Raw genomic sequence first — 18,563 nt, forward strand, 5'->3', positions numbered from 1 at the left:
AATCATTCCGGTGTTCGCCCGGAGGCCGGCCACGCACCACGGCGGGACCGCCGAGCCGTGTCCGCGTCCCGACGCAGAGGAGAACACCGATGCCGACCGAGCTACGCGACGAGCGCGGCGCGCCGCTCCAGCACATCACCGTGGCCCTCGGCTGGGACCCGGCCACTCGCTCGCGCTTGTTCGGCCGGCGCGCGGAGATCGACCTGAACGTCGCGGCCCTGCTCTTCGCCGCGGACCGGCTCGTCGACGTCGTCTACCACGAACAGCTCAGCTCCGCGGACGGTTCGGTCCGCCTGCACGGCGACAGCCTCACCGGGGAAGGCGCGGGCGACGACGAAATCGTCAGCGTCGATCTGTCCCGCCTCGCCGCGCACGTCACGACGGTGCTATTCCTCGTCACCTGCTACACCGGCCAGACTTTCGAGCGGATCGCGAACGCCTACTGCCGCGTGGTCGACACCGTGGCGGGCACCCAGCTCGCCCGCCACGAGCTGACCGGCGGCGCACACCCCGGCTTGGTGCTCGGCCGAGTGCGGCGCGGCGACGGGGGCTGGCACTTCGAGGCCGTCGGCAAGGGCTTGCAGGCACGGCATCCGGTCGAGGCCATTCCGCACATCGGCCCCTACCTGTCCTGACCTCGCGGCCAGTTCGTCTGCACGGCAAGACTTTCCAAGGATTACCGGGATCCTCGCCCAGCGTCGGCCGTCCGCACGCACCGGACATCGCGCCGTGCCCGGTCCACCCCGGCGCCCCGATTGGAATCCGGGCGCGCGGGTAGTCGCCGTGCAGGAGGTGTGACATGCCGAAGGAGGTCTCATGACCGAGACGACACAGATTCGCCCGCCCGCGAACGCGCGATCGGTCACCGAACTCGTCGAGGACGCCACGGCCCAGGTGTCCCGGCTCATCCGCGACGAGCTCCAGCTCGCCCGGGTCGAGATGCGCGAGAAGGGAAAACGATTCGGCCTCGGCGCGGGCCTGGCCGGCGTCGCGGCGCTCCTGGCGTTCTACGGTGGGGCCGCGTTGGTCGCCGCGGCGGTACTCGGTCTCACCGAGGTGCTGCCGGGCTGGGCGGCCGCGCTCATCGTCGCGGGCGCCCTGCTGGTGGTCGCGGCGATCCTCGGACTGTCCGGGAAGAAGAGCGTGGAGCACGCGAGTCCGCCGATACCGCAGGAGGCGGTCGAGGGCGTGCGCGAGGACATCGAGGTGATCCAGGACAGGAGGCGGGGATGACTGACAGCCGACCCGGGGCCGGGCAGCCCACCGACGACGTCGAGGCCCTGCGGCGCGACCGCGACCAGGCCCGGGCGGAGCTCGGCAGGACGGTCGAAGAGCTCGGCCACAAGCTGGACGTGCCCGCGCGGAGCAAGGAGAAGGCGCACGACGCCGTCGAGGCGACGCAGCACGCGGCGTCCGAGGCGGCGCTGGCGGTAGCGGACAAGGCCCAACAGGCCCGCACGGGCGCCGCGGACCTCGCCCACCGCGTGGCGGCGGCGACACCGGAACCGGTCGCCGAACGCGGCAGGCAGGCGGGTGGCGCACTGCGCGCGTATCCGATCCCGGCCGCCATCGGCGCGGGGGCGCTCGCCGCGCTGGTGTGGCAGATCGTGCGGAGGCGGCGATGAAGACACTGTACAAACCGCTCGGCCTGCTGATCAGCGTGCTCGGCGGCCTCGCGGCGAACGCCGTGTTCACCAAGGTGTGGCGGCAGATCACGGGTGAGGAGCAGGCCCCGACCTCGACCGCGCGAGATCATTCCTGGCGCGAGGTGCTGTTCGCCGCGGCATTGCAGGGCGCGGTCTTCGGCTTGGTCAAGGCCGCGATCGATCGCGCGGGCGCGACGGGCTACGAATCGCTCACCGGCACTTGGCCGGAATAGCGCCACCAGGCGAGCGCGGCGCCGCCGCTCGAATTCTCCTCCGCCGCCGTGAGTTCGGACACTCCGCGAGGAACTCCGAACCACGGCGGCGGCGCTCGCTGTCCAGGGATCGGCGTGCGGGTGGTGACGAGGCGCCGAGGTCGCTCGGCCGCGCCGGCGTAATGACTTGGTACATATCGCGGTCCGGCAAGTCACACCCCGCGCACACCGGCTGCTGAGACGAGGACTTCCGGACCGGTGCGACGGCGACCTCCGATCCCGCGGTGCCGCCCGGTCCTAGGGGGACGACGCGGCAGTGTGATTGCCCCGAGCCGCGATGGGGTAAGTTGACCGCGGAATGCTCGCGCTCTGCGCCGTGCCCTGCGTGCGTAAGAGGAGCGAACCGGAGAGGTCGACGTGACGTACTGCCGAGGACGCGTCGCCGGCACGGGAGGTGGATTGTGAGTTCCGAAAGCGCGCCCCGGGCGCTGGAGGTCGAGGTGCGGTCGGCGGAGGACACGGTGGTGGTCACCGTGCACGGCGAGATCGACATGGCGTCCGCGCCACGCTTGCAATCGGCGCTCGACGAGGCCCTGCGCGACGGGCCGGCCGCGGTCGTGGTGGACATGTCGAACGTCGGGTTCCTCGGCTCCGCCGGTCTCAGCGTGCTGCTGGCGGCTTCGGAGGCCACCGGCTCGGGCGGCCTGCGCGTCGTCCCCAGCGACGCGGCGCGCAGGCCGATCGAGGTGACCGCCCTGGACCGGTTGCTCACGGTGTTCGACTCGGTCGAGGACGCGCTCGCGGTGGACGAGACCCAGACCCCCAGCTGAGCTTCCCCGGCATCAGCTCGGTGCCGCCCGGACCCCGCCGCGGTTTCGACCCCGGCGTCGCCGGGTATGTGCCCGGTCGTCGGCATCGTGTCGACCTGAGCGCACCGGGAGGAGGCCGTATGGCAGAAAACCGCGAACACCGACTGGTGGGAGTGCCCGCGGTGGCGGCGTTGGCGGATCTCGGATTCGCCTCGGTCGCCTCGGGGGTCATCGCCCGGCGTCGGCCGGTGCTCGGCTTGCTGGAGCGCACCGGAGCCGATTCCCGGGCGATCGAGCGTGTGCGGCAGTTGCGGCGTGAGTTCGGCGCGGGCCCGGTCGAGCTCGTGGTGCCGGGGCGCCGGATCGTGGTCGTCCTCGATCCGCACGACGTCGGGCGGGTGCTGGCCGACGCGCCCACGCCGTTCCACCCGGCCAATCGCGAGAAGCGCGCCGCGCTGCGCCAGTTCCAGCCACACGGCGTCCTCCTGTCCGAGGGCCCGATCCGTGACCAGCGCCGGGCCGTGAACGAGGCCGCATTGGACTCGGCCGAGCCGCTGCATCGCCTGGCCGGGCCGTTCGCCGAGGCCATCGCGGAGGAGGCGCGCGAGCTGATCGTGTCGGCCCTGCACCGCGGTCACCTGGACGCGCGGCAGTTCACGATCCGATGGTGGCGGCTGGTACGGCGGATCGTGCTGGGCGAGCGAGGACGCGACGACACAGTGCTCACCGACGAGCTGTCCCGGCTGCGCTCGGCGGGCAATTGGTCGTTCCTGGCGCCCGCGCACCGCAGGCAGCGCGATCAGTTCACCAATCGGCTGTACCGGCACGTGGAGTCCGCTTCGCCGGACAGCCTGGCCGGGGCGCTGGCCGCGGTGCCCGCGGGCGGGGCCACCGATCCGGTCGGGCAGATACCGCACTGGTTGTTCGCCTTCGACGCGGCGGGCATCGCGCTGAGCCGGGCACTGGCGGTGCTGAGCACCCATCCCGAGCACCATGCCCGCGCGCTCGCCGACGCCGTCGATCCGGACCGCGTCGATCTGCGCGGCTATCTGCGCGCCTGCGTGCTCGAATCGGTGCGGCTGTGGCCGACCACGCCCATGTTGCTGCGCGACATCACCGCCGACACCCAGTGGCGGGAGGGCGAGGAACGCTTCACCATCGCGGCGGGCGCCGCCCTCATGATCACGGTGCCCGCGTTCCACCGGGACGCCGAGCTGCTGCCGTTCGCCGACCAGTTCGTCCCGGAGATCTGGCTCGACGGCCGCGCGGAGCAGTACCCCCAGCTCGTGCCGTTCAGCGCGGGTCCCGCCGACTGCCCCGGCCGCAACCTGGTGCTGTTCGTCACCAGCACGCTGCTCGCACACCTGTTGACCTCCGCCGACTTCCGGCTGCGGTCCACCCCGCGGCCGAACCCCGACGCTCCGCTGCCGGTCACCTTGAACAATTTCGGGCTCGATTTCACCGTGGAGCCGTGCATGACCCAAGCGGGTTGACGGGCTGACGCGGAAGAAACACTTCCGCGAAAGCTGTCATGATCGACCGATGCTGGAAACCTCCGCACGCCTGTTGCGGTTGCTGTCGCTTTTGCAGCTTCGGAGCGACTGGACCGGGCCCGCGCTTGCCGAAAGACTCGGCGTGTCCACTCGGACCATCCGCACCGATGTCGAGCGGTTGCGAACGCTCGGATACCCCGTGCATGCCACGCCCGGCGCCGCGGGCGGCTACCGGCTCGGGGCCGGGTCGGCGATGCCGCCGTTACTGCTGGACGACGACGAGGCCGTCGCGGTGGCGGTCGGACTGGTCACCGCCGCCAACGGCGCGGTCACCGGCATCGAGGAGACATCGGTGCGGGCACTGGCGAAACTGCAGCAGGTGCTGCCCTCGCGATTGCGGCACCGGGTCGACTCGCTGACGGCGGCCACCGTGCACGTGCCCGGCAGCGGACAGTCGACCGTGGACGCGGCGGTACTCACCGCGGTAGCGGGCGCGATCCGGGCGAGCGAACGATTGCGCTTCGACTACGAGAGCCACGACGGTACCCGTTCCAGCCGGGATGCCGAGCCGCACCGGATGGTGCACTGGTCGGGCCGCTGGTATCTGGTCGCCTGGGATGTGGGGCGCCGCGACTGGCGCACCTTCCGCCTCGACCGGATCACGCCGAAGATTCCGAACGGGCCGCGGTTCACGCCTCGCATCCTGTCCGAGGAGCAGATCGCCGAGCGAGTACAGCGCGGCGTGGGCGCTGCCACCTGGCGCTACCGCGCCCGGGTGCGCATGGCCGCCCCCGCCGAGGCGATCCGGGCCCGGCTGCCCGCGGCAGTGGAGGTCGAGCCGGACGGGCCGCAGCACTGTGTCGCGCAGGTGGGCTCGGACTCACCCCAGCTGCTGACGCTGTATCTCGGCCTCGCCGACGTGGAATTCGAGGTGCTCGACTCCCCCGCACTCGCCGAACACCTGGTCGCCGCGGCCGAGCGTTTCCAGCGAGCGGCCGGGCGGAAATGACGTGGGACCTTTCGCGTGAACGGAAACGGCCGCGCTCGGTGCCGCAAGCGCCGAGCGCGGCCGAGGTCGCACTCCGAGTCAGTCCGCCACTACCGGCTGGCGCCCGCGGCGGCGCCGATGAGACCGCCGACCACACAGCCGGGGAAGACGCCGACGATGAAGAACACGAGACCGACCAGCGCCCCGATGGCACAGCCGATCGCCACCCCGCCCAGTGTGGAGCCCGCGTCACCGATGAACTGCGGCGCGCCCGGCTCCGGGATGGCGGCTCCGACCGGAGTCAGTGTCAATGTCGTCCCGGCCGCATCGATGTCGGTTGCCACTTCGACCTGCTGACCGAACATGGACACCATGGTCGTCGGCACCGTGGTCACGACCGACCCGTCGGCACCCAGCACCGCGATCCCCTCCGGCGTGCGGGCGAACGTCCCGTCGGCGGGCGTCACCGCCGCGCTCGTGCGGTCCGGCGCGACGGACGCGGTGTAGGCGACGCCGCTGTCGTTCCCGCTCACCACGGGGTCGTAGATCTCGGGTTGCCCGTACGCGGTCGCCGCGGTCACGCCGGTGGCGGCGATAGTCAGCAGCGTGGTCGCAACCAATTCTCTGAACTTCATGAGCCTTCCCATCCTCAGCAGATTCGATCTGTCGTTACCTGGGTACAGCCGTGAAACACTAGCGATTATAGACGTTACGCATCACCATTTCCGGCACTTGGCAATGCCCGAAATGTCTTGCAAGCCAGGGTTTTCGGCAATCTTCCAGCTAAGATGGGAGGGTGCGGTCCGTTACTCCAACTCCCCTTCGGTCTCCAGATAGACCTGCCGCAGCCGATCGAGCGTGTCTCGTTCGGGGTGCTCCCACAGTTTCCGCTCGGCCGCCTCCAGCAGCCGCTCGGCGATGCCGTGCAGCGCCCACGGATTGGACTGCTCCATGAACTTCCGGTTCACCTCGTCGAAAACGTAGCTCTCCGTAAGCTTTTCGTACATCCAGTCGGCCACCACGTTGGTGGTGGCGTCGTAGCCGAACAAATAGTCGACGGTCGCCGCCATTTCGAACGCGCCCTTGTAGCCGTGCCTGCGCATGGCCTCGAGCCACCGCGGGTTGACCACACGGGCCCGGAACACCCGCGCCGTCTCCTCGGACAGCGTCCGGGTGCGCACCGCGTCCGGGCGGGTGCTGTCACCGATGTAGGCCTCGGGGTTCTTGCCCGTCAGCGCGCGCACGGTGGCGACCATACCGCCGTGGAACTGGAAATAGTCGTCGGAATCGGCGATGTCGTGTTCGCGGGTGTCGGTGTTCTTGGCCGCCACCGCGATCCGGCGATACGCGCCGCGCATGTCCTCGGCGGCGGGCGCGCCATCGAGGTCGCGCCCGTAGGCGTAGCCGCCCCAGGTCGTGTACACCTCGGCGAGGTCGTCGTCGGTGCGCCAGCTCTTCGCATCGATCAGCTGCAGCAGACCCGCCCCGTAGGTGCCGGGCTTGGAGCCGAAGATGCGGGTGGTGGCGCGCCGCGAGTCGCCGTGCTCGGCGAGATCGGCCTGGGCGTGTGCCCGCACGTAGTTCGTCTCGGCGGGCTCGTCCAGGTCGGCGACCAGGCGGACCGCGTCGTCGAGCAAGGCCAGGACATGCGGGAAGGCGTCCCGGAAGAAGCCGCTGATGCGCACGGTGACATCGATGCGGGGACGGCCGAGCTCGGCGAGCGAGATCACCTCGAGCGCGCTGATCCGGCGGCTCGCCTCGTCCCAGACCGGCCGGACGCCCAGCAGCGCCAGGACTTCGGCGATGTCGTCGCCCGAGGTGCGCATGGCGGAGGTGCCCCAGATCGACAGTCCCACCGACCGCGGGTATTCGCCGTGGTCGGTGCGATAGCGCTCGAGCAGGGATTCCGCCATGGCCTGCCCGGTCTCCCAGGCCAACCGGGACGGGACCGCCTTCGGGTCGACCGAGTAGAAATTGCGTCCGGTGGGCAGGACGTTGATCAGGCCGCGCAACGGCGAACCGCTCGGACCGGCGGGGATGAACCCGCCGTCGAGCGCGTGCAGCACCCGCTCGATCTCCACACCGGTCTGCCGCAGCCGCGGCACGACCTCGGTCGCCGCGAACCGCAGCACCCGGCGGACATCCGGGTCGTCGGTGAGGCCGTCGACCGCGTCCGGCGACCAGTCCGCCGCCTGCAACGCCGCGACCAGAGCCCGGGCCCGCTCCTCCGCGGCGTCCACGCGCTCGCGCGCCTCCCCGCCCGATTCGTCGAGGCCGAGGGCTTCCCGCAGGCCGGGCACGGTGCGCTCGCCGCCCCACAACTGGCGCGCGCGGAGCATGGCCAGCACCAGGTCCAGTTCGCTCTCCCCCGCCGGGGCTCGTCCGAGCACATGCAGGCCGTCGCGGATCTGCACGTCCTTGATCTCGCACAGCCAGCCGTCGACGTGCAGCAGCATGTCGTCGAAGGACTCCTCGTCCGGACGCTCGGAGAGGCCGAGGTCGTGGTCCATCTTCGCCGCACGCATCAGCGTCCAGATCTGCTGCCGGATGGCGGGCAGCTTGGCGGGGTCCAGCGCGGAGATGTTGGCGTGCTCGTCGAGCAGTTGCTCGAGACGTGCGATGTCGCCGTAGCTTTCGGCGCGGGCCATCGGCGGGATCAGGTGATCCACCAAGGTGGCGTGCGCGCGCCGCTTGGCCTGGGTGCCCTCACCGGGGTCGTTCACCAGGAACGGATAGATCAGCGGTAGGTCGCCGAGGGCCGCGTCGGTGCCGCAGGAGGCCGACATACCCAGCGTCTTGCCCGGCAGCCACTCCAGGTTTCCGTGCTTGCCCAGGTGCACCATCGCGTCGGCCCCGAAGCCTTCGGGCGCGCTGAGCCACCGGTAGGCCGCCAGGTAGTGGTGACTGGGGGGCAGATCGGGATCGTGGTAGATCGCGACGGGGTTCTCGCCGAAACCGCGCGGCGGCTGCACCATGAGCACGACATTGCCGAAACGCAGGGCCGCGATGACGATCTCGCCCTCCGGGTCGGACGAGCGGTCGACGTACAGTTCCCCCGGCGGCGGTCCCCACGCTGCCACGACAGCGTCCCGCAGGTCCTCGGGCAGGGTGTCGAACCAGGCCGTGTAGGTGGCCGCGCCGATGCGGATCGGGTTGCCCTCGAGCTGCTCGGCGGTGAGCCAGTCGGGGTCCTGACCACCGGCCGCGATCAACGCGTGGACGAGGGCGTCACCGTCCTGCTCGTCCAGACCGGGGATCTCGCCGGGAGCGCCGAGATCGTAACCAGCGGAACGCATTTCGGTAAGCAGCCGGATGGCGCTGGCCGGGGTGTCCAGACCGACGGCGTTGCCGATGCGGGCGTGCTTGGTCGGGTAGGCCGACAGCATGACCGCGACGCGCTTGCGCGCGGCGGGGATGTGGCGCAGCCGCGCGTAGCGCGTCGCGATGCCCGCGACGCGGGCGGCGCGCTCGGGATCCGGGACGTACGTGGACAGGCCGTCGGCGTCGAATTCCTTGAACGAGAACGGGACGGTGATGATTCGGCCGTCGAACTCCGGCACCGCCACCTGGGTGGCGACGTCCAGGGGCGACAGCCCGTCGTCGTTGGCCTCCCATTGGGCCCGGCCGGTGGTCAGGCACAGCCCTTGCAAGATGGGCACGTCCAGGTCGGCGAGCGCGCCGACATCCCAAGCCTCGTCCTCGCCGCCCGCCGACGCGGCGGCGGGCTTGGTGCCGCCCGCGGCCAGCACCGTCACCACCAGCGCGTCGGCCCGGCGCAGGGTCGCGAGCAATTCGGGTTCGGCGGTGCGCAGCGACGCGCAGTACAGCGGCAGCGCCCGTGCGCCCGCCTGTTCGATCGCGGTGCACAGCGCGTCGACGTAGGCGGTGTTGCCCGCCAGATGCTGCGCGCGGTAGTAGATCACCGCGACGGTGGGCCCGTCGGCCGACTCGGCCGCGACCCGGTCCAGTTCGCCCCAACTGGGCAACTGGACCGGCGGCTCGAAGCCGTGGCCGGTCAGCAGCACCGTGTCGGACAGGAAATTGTGCAGCTGCCGCAGGTTCTCGGGGCCACCGGCGGCGAGGTAGTTGTGCGCGTCGGCCGCGACGCCGCCCGGGACGGTGGAGCATTCCATCAGCTCGGCATCGGGCGCGATCTCACCGCCGAGCGCGACGAGCGGAATCCCGCTGCCGCGCAGTGCCTCCAGCCCATCCTCCCAGGCCCGTTTACCGCCGAGGATGCGCACGATCACCAGATCGGCGCCGTCGAGCAGGCCGGGCAGGTCGTCGACCAGCAGGCGAGCCGGGTTCCCCCAACGGTAGTCTGCGCCGCTGGCGCGGGCACTGAGCAGATCGGTGTCGGACGTGGACAACAGCACAATCACGGGTGGCAGCCTTCCTCGGGTGACGCGCCCATCGGGGGGTTCGCTGCTCGCCGGGGAGGGTCTGGCTTTCTACAGTGGCGCGACCGCACCGGACTTCCACCGGTTTCCTCGTCGTCCGCCGAGCACGCCGATGCTACCTGCCGTTCGGATCGGCCTCGTCCACGCGTCCGGCGAGCTCGGTCGCGCGGCGGTCGCGGTCGCTCGCCCGCGCGGCCAGGAAATCGTCGACCAGTCGCGCGCACTCGGCAGGTGTGACCGGCGGGAGTCCGACCAGCCTGGCGAAGACGATCGGGCCGACGAGCTGAGTCAGCGCGAACGTCACGTCCGGATCGCCGAGCTGCGCGCGCACGTCGGGATCCCCGAACAGCTGGTCGAACGGCTGGCGGTACTGCTCGACGAGCCGACGGCGCAGCGACGTGAACGCCGGTCCCGCGCCCGGTTCGCCGCGCTCGCCGGTGGCCAGCCAGGCCAGCGTGGACACCTGCAGCGGGGCCTCGTTGACGACCGCGGCCTGCCTGCTGAGCAGGTCGATCAGCCGCTGCCGCAGCGGGCCACCGGGAGCCGCCTCGATGACCGGAGGAAGCAGGCGCTCGAGCGTGGCGGCGCGCAGTTGCATGGCGTTGTCGAAATGCCGGTACAGCGTGGTGCGGGCGACCTTCGACATGGTCGTGACCGCCTCGACGGTAACCGCTTCCAGCCCACCGGTTTTCAACAGCGCGGTCGCGGCGTCCAGCAGCCTGGCACGGGAGCGCAGTTTGCGCGGGTCGACGTCGTCGTGCGCGGACTCGCGCGGCGTCGGGTCGGCAGCACCGGTCATGGGTCGAACGATCCTCCTCCGCTGCGCCTATCGCCACCCGGCCAACTTATGCTACTGATAGTAGCGTAGCGATACCGACAGTTTCGTACTGCCCCGGGAGGCGCCGTGGAGTCCACCACGACACATTTGTCCGCCGCTCAACGCTGGATGCTGACGATCTCGTGTCTCACGGTCGCGCTGGTGATCGCCTCGATGGCCGCCTTGTACACCGCGCTGCCGGAGATCGCCGCCGCGACGGGCGCCAGTCAGCAGCAGCTCACCTGGGTCGTCGACGGGTACACCCTGGCGCTGGCCTGCCTGGTCCTGCCCGCGGGCGCGCTCGGCGACCGTTACGGGCGGCGCGTAGTGCTGATCATCGGGCTGTTCGTCTTCGCGGCGGCCTCGGCGACTCCGGCACTGCTGGACACGCCCGGCTGGCTGATCGCGGGCCGAACGGCGGCCGGAGTGGGCGCCGCGCTCGTCATGCCTTCGACGCTGTCCCTGATCACCGCCGGATTTCCCGAAGCGCGCCGGGGCAATGCCGTCGGGCTGTGGGCGGGCGTCGCCGGTGCGGGCGCGGTGCTCGGCATCCTCGGCTCGGGCCTGCTGCTGGAGTGGTGGTCGTGGGTGTCGATCTTCCTCGCCATGGCCGTGGCGGGACTGGTCCTGATGATCGCGGGATGCACCCTGCCGGAATCGGTCGACCGGGATCGTCCCCGGCTGGACGCGTGGGGCGGCGTCACCTCGGCCGTGGCCGTCGGGTCATTGGTGTCGGCGGCGATCGCCGCGCCCGAGCGCGGATGGGTGGATCCGGTGGTGATCGGCGCCGCCGTCACGGCGGTCGCGGCGGCCGCGGCGTTCGTGGCGATCGAGACGCGGGTGGCGCACCCTCTGCTGGATCTGCGTCTGTTCGCCGATCGCGGGTTCGGCTCCGGCACCGCGTCGGTGACACTGCAGTTCCTCGTATGCTTCGGGACCTTTCTGCTGATGGTGCAGTTCCTGCAGCTGATCCTCGGGTTCCGGCCGATCGTGTCGGCGCTGGCGATGGCGCCGATGATGGTGCCGATGGTGGCCGTCTCGGCGGTCGCGCCACGACTCACCGAGCGGGTCGGACTGCGGCTCCCGATCGCGGGCGGGCTGGTGATCATCGGCGTCGCGCTCGTCGCGCTCTCCCGCGTCGACGTCGACACCACCTACCTCGACCTGCTCTGGCCGTTCCTGATCATGAGCGCGGGGACCGGCCTGTGCACCGCGCCGGCGACGGCCGCGATCATCGCGGGCACCCCGGTGGAGAAGCACGGCGTCGCCGCGGCCGTGAACGACGCGGCGCGCGAAGTGGGCGCTGCCATCGGCATCGCCATCGCGGGCAGCATCCTGGCCGCCGGATACAGCCACCGCATCGCGCCCGCCCTGCCCCGGCTCCCCGACCAGATCCGCGAACCGGTCGGCGACTCGCTGGCCGCGGCGCTGGAGACTACCGAGCGGATGGGCCCGCAAGCCGCGCCGCTGGCCGAATTCGCCGAGTCGGCTTTCGTGCACGGCGCCGGGCAGTCCGCGCTCGCGCTGGCCGTCATCACGTTCGTCGCCGCGATCCTCATCGGCGTCTGGGCGCCGGGCCGGTCCCGCGCGACGGCGAAACCCGCAGCGCCTCGACCGGAAACGCAGCCGACGACCACGCCCTGACGATCGCTCGCAGGTGACACCTCGGGACGAAGCGCGCCACCCCCGCGGCAGCCCGTCGAGGTTCGCGAGCGGTCGGGGCCGCGGGCGATCCCGCGCCGGACCTAAACGAGATCCGCGTTCCCGTCGATCACCTCGAGGTGGTAGTGGAACCGGTTGACCCGCCACCCGTTCACCGTGCGTTCGACGCCGAGGGAATAGCTGCCGACGAAGGTCCGGGTCTTGCCTTCGGTCGCGGTGTTCTTGACGTGCACCGCGATGGCGTCCGCGTGCACGCGCGCCGCATCGCCGTCCAGATCGATGAGATGGTTGCCCGACTGGTGGTGCACTCCGTCGAGGTCGGCGAGCCCGGTACGCCAATCGGCGATGATGTCGGTCGCGGCGCGCTCCCCGACCGGGCCGCCGAATCCGCCGTCGAAATCCACGGTCGGTGTGAAGACCTCGGCCGACAAGTCTTCCCACCGCTTCTGATCGGTGTACACGAACATTTTGGTGATCACCTCGACGATGGCGAGCCGGTCTGCGAGCGCGGAGATTTCGGACATACGCCGACCTTAGTCGGCGCGCGTGTCCAAAGGTTTGCGGACCACCCCGCCCAGCAGCACCAACCCGGTGTCCGGCAGGTCGTCGCCGAGCCACTGCTGCAGCGGAACCACACCGGGATCGAGCATCTCGAAACCCTCGAAGAACGACTCGACCACGGCCGGCGAGCGATAGACCACCTGAGCCGAGGAATTGGCGGTATCCGACGACGACTGGGTGATGAATTCGGAATTGCTGTTGTCGCCGCCGTGCGTGAACGCCAGATAGCTTCCCGGCGCCATGGCTTCGCGCAGCCGAGCGACGATCTCGGCCGGGCGTTCGTCGTCCATCACGAAGTGCAGCACCCCGACGAGCGTGATCGCCACCGGTTCACCGAAGTCGATCAGGCCCGCGTTCCGCAGCCGATCGATGATCTCCTCCGGACGGCGAACGTCCCCTTGCAGCGCCGTCACACCCTCCGAATTCGCCAGCAGCGCATTGCAGTGCGCGTAGACGACCGGGTCGAAATCGACGTAGACCACTCGCGCCGAGGGATCGGTCTTGCGCGCGACTTCGTGCACGTTCGGTGAAGTCGGGATACCCGCGCCGAGGTCGATGAACTGCCGGACCCCCGCCTCCGCGGCCGACTGGACCGCACGCACCAGGAACTGGCGGCTGAACCACGCCAACGTGCGGGTATCCGGGGCGATGGCCAGCATCCGATGCGCGACCGCCCGATCCACCTCGTAATTGTCCTTGCCGCCGAGCAGGTAGTCGTATACCCGAGCGGAATTCGGCCGATTCGGATCGACGCCGCGCGGTGCTCGCTCCATGCCGGACACCGTACCTCTCCGCGCTCTCTCGATCAGGATGGGAAAGAACCGGATTCCCGCACGCACGAACTCAGTCGCCGGCCGCGAGCACCCGGGCTCGCGCCATGAGCTCATCCGCCACCGGACGAGCGCGACGCCCGAGGCCGCAGGCGCAGGCGACTCCGTCGACCGGGCGGCCCAGCGCGTCCTCGATGACCCGCAACGTCCGCGCCTGCTGCGCCTCGGTGGGCACGTCGTGCACGAACCCGGCATAGAAATCGGTGCCCTCACCCAGAGCCAAATCCGACAGGGGAGCATAGAATCCGGGCTCCGCCGACGGCGGTATATCGCCCGCCGCGAAGGGGCCGTGCACGAATTGCAGAACGCGCCCCCGCGGCCACCGCCGGACGACGGAATTGGCCAGATCTACCAGCGGCCGGGCATCACGCAACCTGCCCCGGGCTTTGTTGCGCAGACTGCCCAGGCACAGGTGCACTCCGAAACGTGTTCCCTCGGGCGTCGCCGCGGCCAGCGCGGCGATCCCCTCACCCAGTCCCAGCGCCCGATCGACCAGGCGGTGCAACGGCTGCGCCCTGGCCATGAGCACCAGTTCCGCAGTGGCCTCGAGTTGCACCACGACGTCGTCGCCGGCCAGCTCGCGAATCCCGGCGATGGCACGCACGGTGGCCTCGCGGAAGGCCGGGCGATGCCGCCGCAGACCGGCGGCTCCCATGGCGATGAAGGTCAGCGTGAAGTCGGTCGGCATGCCGATCTGGAGTGCGAGATCAGGCAGTTCGCGTTTCGCGCGTAGTTCGCGGAAGATCGGCAACGCCTCCTCGGCCTCACCGAGATAGCCGAGATCCATCACGTCGGCGGGCAATTCCGCGCCGCGCGCGACCCGATGGATCGTCCGCTCCCGGCTCGAGCGCCACGTCCCCGGCTTCTTCACCGCCAAGACACCTTGGGCGACCAGATCTTCGATGATCGGCTGGATGTAGAACTCGTAGCGCCGGGTCTCCCCCGTCGGCAAGGTGCGCAGTCGCGCCCCCGCGCTGTCCAGCATGGCCCGCATCGCGACATCCGTGCTCCCGGCCGGAAAACTCCCGACGAAGTGCACCGCTCGCGTATCCGCCCCTGGTCTTGTCGCACCCACGTTCCCGCGCTCCTCGTTGACCGCGTCGTCCCGGACATCCGCTCTCCCGAAGCGACATCGGGTGCGGCCGGGTGCACGCGTGCGGAATCAACTATGCGATAGCCAAGCGACATTGTGCGCGGTATCGTCCTTCGCCGGACAATCGGACGCGCGATCGGCCCCGCTCGGAAGGCATTCGGCATGTGAACGGTCGTCGCCGGAGCGGTCGATGCCGAGGCTCCCGAGGTCGGCTTCGCCACACTTGTTCCGCCCGTGCGGGATCGGCGGTCACCGAATCGAAATCGTCTGCTGTCGCGCCGGTTCGGCAATCCTGTGCGTTCATCGGCGACACGTATTGCGCACCATGATGTTCGCGCATAGCCTGCGTCGCGTGCGAACCTCGCTCCGGTCGATCGTCGCGTCCGCGGCGGCGATACTTCTCTGCCTGACACCGAACACGGCACACGCCGACGACACCGCGCCGGGCCGCTGTACACCGGTTTCCATCCCCGTCCCGCTCGGGGAGATGGCCGGTTCCTTGTGCACTCCCGCGGCGCACGCCACCGACACCGTCATGGTGCTGATCGCGGGTTCCAACTACAACCACACCTATTGGGATTTCCCTTACGCCCCGGAGACCTACAGCTTCCGGCGCGCGATGAACGCCGCGGGCGTGGCGACGCTGGTGATCGATCGGCTCGGCAACGGTGCGAGCACCAGACCACCGAGTACGCAGGTCACCGCGACGGTCTCCGCCCGCGCCCTGCACGACATCGTCCAGGCCCTGCGCCGGGGACTCGCGGGCGCGCCCCCGTTCGGCAAGGTCGTCACGGGCGGCCATTCGCTCAGCTCGGGCATCGATGTCCTGGAGGCGACCACGTACCAGGATGTCGACGGCATCCTGCTCACCGGCTTCTCGCACGCCCTCAACGTGTCCGAGGTCCTCGGCGTCATCTCGACCTACCACCAAGCGGCCGAGGACGCCCGTTTCGCCGATCGGGACTACGATCCCGGGTATCTGACGACGCGGCCCGGTACCCGTGCCGCGAGTTTCTTCGCACCCGAGACGGCCGATCCCGAAGTGCTCGCGGTGGACGAAGCGACCAAGGAAGTCTTCTCGCCGGCGGAGTATCCGGACGGCCTGACGTCGACCCTTCCGCCGATGACCAACTTCATCAACGTCCCGGTCATGGTCGTCAACGGCAGCCGGGACCGGCTCTCCTGCGGCCCCGAATACGCGGTCTGCGCGGACGCCGAGATACTGCGCGCCACCGAGGCGCCGTTCTTCGGCCCGGCGGCGCGACTGCGCACCTACGTGCTGCCCGGCAGCGGGCATTCGGTCAATCTCGCCCGCAACACCGCCGAGTATCGAGCCGCCGTCATCGACTGGGTGCGTTCGATCGGGCAGTGACCGGCCGTTCGCCGCGCCCGGCCCACGCGTCCGTACGCTGGAGTCGTTATGACGCGACGTGCTCCTGATTCCTGCCCGGGTGTGCTGCGGTTGCACGAGGCGGCCGACGGGCCGCTGGCACGCATCCGCGTGCCCGGCGGTCGTCTGGAGCCCGCCCAGGTGCAGGCCCTGGCCGAGGCCGCCCGAGACCTGGCGGACGGCACCATCGAACTCACTTCGCGGGGCAACGTCCAGTTGCGCCGGGTGAGCGACGCCGGGGCGCTGACCGACCGGCTCGCGGACGCGGGTCTGCTGCCGAGCAGCACGCACGAACGGGTACGCAACATCATCGCCTCGCCGCTGTCGGGCCGGATCGGCGGCCTGGCGGACGTGCACCCGCTGGTATCCGCGCTGGACAGCGGCCTGCTGGCGGCGCCGCGGCTGGCCGGCCTGCCCGGCCGTGTGCTGTTCACCCTCGACGACGGACGCGGCGATGTCAGCGGGCTGGGTCCCGACATCGGGGTGCACGCGGTCGGGGCGGACGAGTTCGCGTTGCTGCTGGCGGGCCGCGACAGCGGTCTGCGGCTCGCCGCCGCCGACGCGGTCGACGTCGTGCTCGCGGCCGCGCACGAATTCCTGGACCTGCGCGGCGACGACGCCGGCCGCTGGCGGTTGCACGAGATCGCCGACGGCGCCGAACGCGTCGTCGATCGCCTCGGCTTGTCCCCCGGCACGGAAAGGCTCGACTTCCCTGCCGCGCCGAGCATTCCGATCGGCTGGCTCGAGCAGGACAACGGGTTGGTCGGCCTGGGCGCCGGTGTGCGCCTCGGCTCCCTGCCCGCCCGCACCGCCGAGTTCCTCGCCGCGGTCGAGCGACCGGTCTTCGTCACGCCATGGCGCAGCCTGGTGCTCACCGATCTGGCGGAGTGGGTCGCCGAACAAGTGGTGCGCGTGCTCGCGCCGATGGGCTTGATCTTCGACGCCGACTCGCCGTGGCTGCTGGTCAGCGCGTGCGCCGGGCAGCCCGGCTGCGCGAAGTCGCACACCGACGTCCGGGCCGATGCCGCGGACGCGGTCGACACCGGACGGGTGCTGCCAGGGCCGGCCCATCCGGCAGACGTCCCGCAGACGCTGCCCGCGACGGACGTCGCGGTGGCCGGGCGCCAGCACTGGTCCGGGTGCGCTCGCCGCTGCGGCCGCCCCCAGGGCGAGGTCACCGACGTCGTCGCGACGGACGAGGGCTATCGCGTCGACTGACCGTCGCGCGCCGGCCCGCCATGGATCTCGAGGGTGCAGCACTTGACCGAGCCACCGGCCTTGAGCAGCTCGGACATCTCGATTCCGACCGGGTGATAGCCACGGGCGCGCAGCGCGTCGCTCAAGTCGGTGGCCGCGCTGCTGAGGAAGACGTGGTAGCCGTCGCAGACGCCGTTCAACCCGAGCACCGCCGCATCGGCGTCGGTGGCCACGATCGCGTCGGGATAGAGCTCGGCGAGCACCGCACGCGCCGCCGGACCGAACGCGGGCGGGTAGTAGGCGATCGTGTCGGCGTCCAGCGGGAGCAGCACGGTGTCGAGGTGATAGAAGCGCGGATCGACCAGCTCCAGCGACACCACGGGCAGACCGAAGTGGCGCGACACCTCGTCATGCGCGGCGCGCGAACTGCGGAACCCGGTTCCGGCCAGGAGCCGGTCGCCGACCAGAAGGAAGTCGCCTTCGCCCTCGTTGCATTCCCCGGCCGCCACCAGGTTCGCCAGTCCGTAACGGGCGAACCAAGCGTGGTAGGCCGGGCCTTCCGCGGCACGCTCGGGGTGCGTGAAGCGGGCCGACATGGCGCGGTCGCCGACGATCAGCCCGCCGTTGGCGGCGAACACCATGTCGGGCAGGCCCGCGACTCCGGGCACCACCTCCACGGTGTGCCCGTGCTCGGCGTAGGTGGCGCGCAGCGTCTCCCACTGCGCGAGGGCAAGCGAGCGGTCGACCGGCTCGGCGGGATTCATCCAGGGATTGATGGCGTAGGTGACGTCGAAGTGATCGGGACGGCACATCACGAACCGGCGCGGCGACCAGCGGCGGGTGGCGGATTCGACGGGGAGGGTGGCTACAGACGTCAACGGAACTCCCTGGCGTGAGCGAGGACTTGGCTGCCACGACAGTAAGTCGCCTAGCATTGCGTGAGAAACGGCGATTCATTGCGAATCACACGCTGAGAACGGCGAATCGTTGCTTGCGAGCGCGAAAGGTGTGACGTGGACGACCTCGACAGGCGCATTCTCGAGCAACTGCTGAAGAACGCGCGCGCTTCCTTCCAGGAGATCGGCGGCGCGGTGGGATTGTCCGCGCCCGCGGTGAAACGGCGGGTCGACCGGCTGGTCGCGGGCAAGCAGATCACCGGGTTCACCGCGCTGGTCAATCCCGCGGCGCTGGGGTGGAGGACGGAGGCGTACGTCGAGGTGTACTACCGCGACAACATCTCCCCCGCCGAGCTCAAGCGCAGCCTCGAACCCATCCCGCAAGTGGTCGGCGTCTGGACGATCGCGGGCGAGGCCGACGCGCTGGTGCACGTGATGGCCACCGACATGGCCGAGATCGAGGTGACCGTGGAACGGATCCGGGAGAACGCGCGGGTCGGGCGCACCCGCAGCGCCATCGTCATGTCCCGGATTCTCGAACGTCCGCGCACCTGATCCGGCGGCCCGGC

General features: G+C 70.5%; 18 protein-coding genes. 11 read left to right on the top strand and 7 right to left on the bottom strand.

What is annotated here, in order from left to right; genetic code table 11:
- Positions 1 to 89: 89 nt before the first annotated feature.
- The 7 genes from ABZ552_RS16000 (at position 90) to ABZ552_RS16030 (ending at position 5,169) form a co-directional block, all read left to right on the top strand.
- Positions 90 to 635, top strand: a complete 546-nt coding sequence (locus tag ABZ552_RS16000) for a TerD family protein (RefSeq protein ID WP_357437928.1) — start codon at positions 90 to 92, stop codon at positions 633 to 635.
- A gap of 181 nt (positions 636 to 816) precedes the next feature.
- On the top strand, positions 817 to 1,233 hold the full coding sequence (locus ABZ552_RS16005; RefSeq protein ID WP_357437930.1) for a phage holin family protein: 417 nt from the start codon (positions 817 to 819) through the stop codon (positions 1,231 to 1,233).
- A complete protein-coding gene (locus ABZ552_RS16010) occupies positions 1,230 to 1,625 on the top strand; it encodes a DUF3618 domain-containing protein (protein WP_281879519.1) in 396 nt (131 codons plus the stop codon). Before ABZ552_RS16005 ends, ABZ552_RS16010 begins: the two co-directional genes overlap by 4 nt.
- Positions 1,622 to 1,879: a DUF4235 domain-containing protein gene (locus ABZ552_RS16015; protein WP_281879517.1), complete on the top strand. Its 258-nt coding sequence runs from the start codon at positions 1,622 to 1,624 to the stop codon at positions 1,877 to 1,879. Before ABZ552_RS16010 ends, ABZ552_RS16015 begins: the two co-directional genes overlap by 4 nt.
- A 440-nt stretch (positions 1,880 to 2,319) precedes the next feature.
- The gene (locus tag ABZ552_RS16020) at positions 2,320 to 2,688 is read left to right on the top strand and encodes an STAS domain-containing protein (protein ID WP_159844212.1); all 369 of its coding nucleotides are present in this window, start codon (positions 2,320 to 2,322) and stop codon (positions 2,686 to 2,688) included.
- Positions 2,689 to 2,807: 119 nt separating this feature from the next.
- Positions 2,808 to 4,160 carry a cytochrome P450 gene (locus ABZ552_RS16025; RefSeq protein ID WP_281879515.1) on the top strand — a complete coding sequence of 451 codons (1,353 nt, stop codon included), beginning with the start codon at positions 2,808 to 2,810 and terminating at the stop codon, positions 4,158 to 4,160.
- Positions 4,161 to 4,209: 49 nt separating this feature from the next.
- A complete protein-coding gene (locus ABZ552_RS16030) occupies positions 4,210 to 5,169 on the top strand; it encodes a YafY family protein (RefSeq protein ID WP_357437934.1) in 960 nt (319 codons plus the stop codon).
- Between the two features lie 89 nt (positions 5,170 to 5,258).
- Here the strand turns inward: ABZ552_RS16030 and ABZ552_RS16035 are convergent, their stop codons facing one another.
- From ABZ552_RS16035 to ABZ552_RS16045, 3 genes are all read right to left on the bottom strand, one after another.
- Positions 5,259 to 5,783, bottom strand: a complete 525-nt coding sequence (locus tag ABZ552_RS16035) for a hypothetical protein (RefSeq protein ID WP_357437936.1) — start codon at positions 5,781 to 5,783, stop codon at positions 5,259 to 5,261.
- A gap of 171 nt (positions 5,784 to 5,954) precedes the next feature.
- Positions 5,955 to 9,530, bottom strand: a complete 3,576-nt coding sequence (cobN, locus tag ABZ552_RS16040) for a cobaltochelatase subunit CobN (RefSeq protein WP_357437939.1) — start codon at positions 9,528 to 9,530, stop codon at positions 5,955 to 5,957.
- Positions 9,531 to 9,663: 133 nt separating this feature from the next.
- Positions 9,664 to 10,347 (bottom strand): TetR/AcrR family transcriptional regulator, encoded by a 684-nt coding sequence (locus ABZ552_RS16045; RefSeq protein WP_357437942.1) that lies wholly within the window; start codon positions 10,345 to 10,347, stop codon positions 9,664 to 9,666.
- Between the two features lie 147 nt (positions 10,348 to 10,494).
- Here ABZ552_RS16045 and ABZ552_RS16050 point away from each other — a divergent pair, with 147 nt between their 5' ends.
- Complete coding sequence (locus ABZ552_RS16050) at positions 10,495 to 12,009, top strand: MFS transporter (RefSeq protein WP_357438058.1); 1,515 nt, start codon at positions 10,495 to 10,497, stop codon at positions 12,007 to 12,009.
- Between the two features lie 101 nt (positions 12,010 to 12,110).
- On the opposite strand, the gene ABZ552_RS16055 is transcribed toward ABZ552_RS16050, so the two are convergent.
- The 3 genes from ABZ552_RS16055 to ABZ552_RS16065 form a co-directional block, all read right to left on the bottom strand.
- Complete coding sequence (locus ABZ552_RS16055) at positions 12,111 to 12,551, bottom strand: nuclear transport factor 2 family protein (RefSeq protein WP_281918094.1); 441 nt, start codon at positions 12,549 to 12,551, stop codon at positions 12,111 to 12,113.
- 9 nt (positions 12,552 to 12,560) lie between these two features.
- Positions 12,561 to 13,361 carry an SAM-dependent methyltransferase gene (locus ABZ552_RS16060; RefSeq protein ID WP_357437945.1) on the bottom strand — a complete coding sequence of 267 codons (801 nt, stop codon included), beginning with the start codon at positions 13,359 to 13,361 and terminating at the stop codon, positions 12,561 to 12,563.
- Positions 13,362 to 13,431: 70 nt separating this feature from the next.
- The gene (locus ABZ552_RS16065) at positions 13,432 to 14,412 is read right to left on the bottom strand and encodes a hypothetical protein (RefSeq protein ID WP_357437948.1); all 981 of its coding nucleotides are present in this window, start codon (positions 14,410 to 14,412) and stop codon (positions 13,432 to 13,434) included.
- A 451-nt stretch (positions 14,413 to 14,863) separates the two neighbouring features.
- Between ABZ552_RS16065 and ABZ552_RS16070 the strand changes: the two genes are divergently transcribed.
- Together ABZ552_RS16070 and cobG are read left to right on the top strand one after the other, a co-directional pair.
- The gene (locus ABZ552_RS16070) at positions 14,864 to 15,883 is read left to right on the top strand and encodes an alpha/beta fold hydrolase (RefSeq protein ID WP_281918092.1); all 1,020 of its coding nucleotides are present in this window, start codon (positions 14,864 to 14,866) and stop codon (positions 15,881 to 15,883) included.
- Between the two features lie 48 nt (positions 15,884 to 15,931).
- Entirely contained in the window at positions 15,932 to 17,119 is a 1,188-nt protein-coding gene (cobG, locus tag ABZ552_RS16075) for a precorrin-3B synthase (protein ID WP_281918091.1), read from the top strand.
- On the opposite strand, the gene ddaH is transcribed toward cobG, so the two are convergent.
- Complete coding sequence (ddaH, locus tag ABZ552_RS16080) at positions 17,104 to 17,976, bottom strand: dimethylargininase (protein WP_281879502.1); 873 nt, start codon at positions 17,974 to 17,976, stop codon at positions 17,104 to 17,106. The genes cobG and ddaH overlap by 16 nt on opposite strands.
- Before the next feature lie 135 nt (positions 17,977 to 18,111).
- On the opposite strand from ddaH, the gene ABZ552_RS16085 reads away from it, so the two are divergent.
- Positions 18,112 to 18,549, top strand: coding sequence for an Lrp/AsnC family transcriptional regulator (locus ABZ552_RS16085; RefSeq protein ID WP_281879500.1), 438 nt, complete (start codon positions 18,112 to 18,114; stop codon positions 18,547 to 18,549).
- Positions 18,550 to 18,563: the final 14 nt, after the last annotated feature.

The organism is Nocardia sp. NPDC019219, assembly GCF_040632645.1.
Lineage (GTDB): Bacteria > Actinomycetota > Actinomycetes > Mycobacteriales > Mycobacteriaceae > Nocardia > Nocardia sputorum.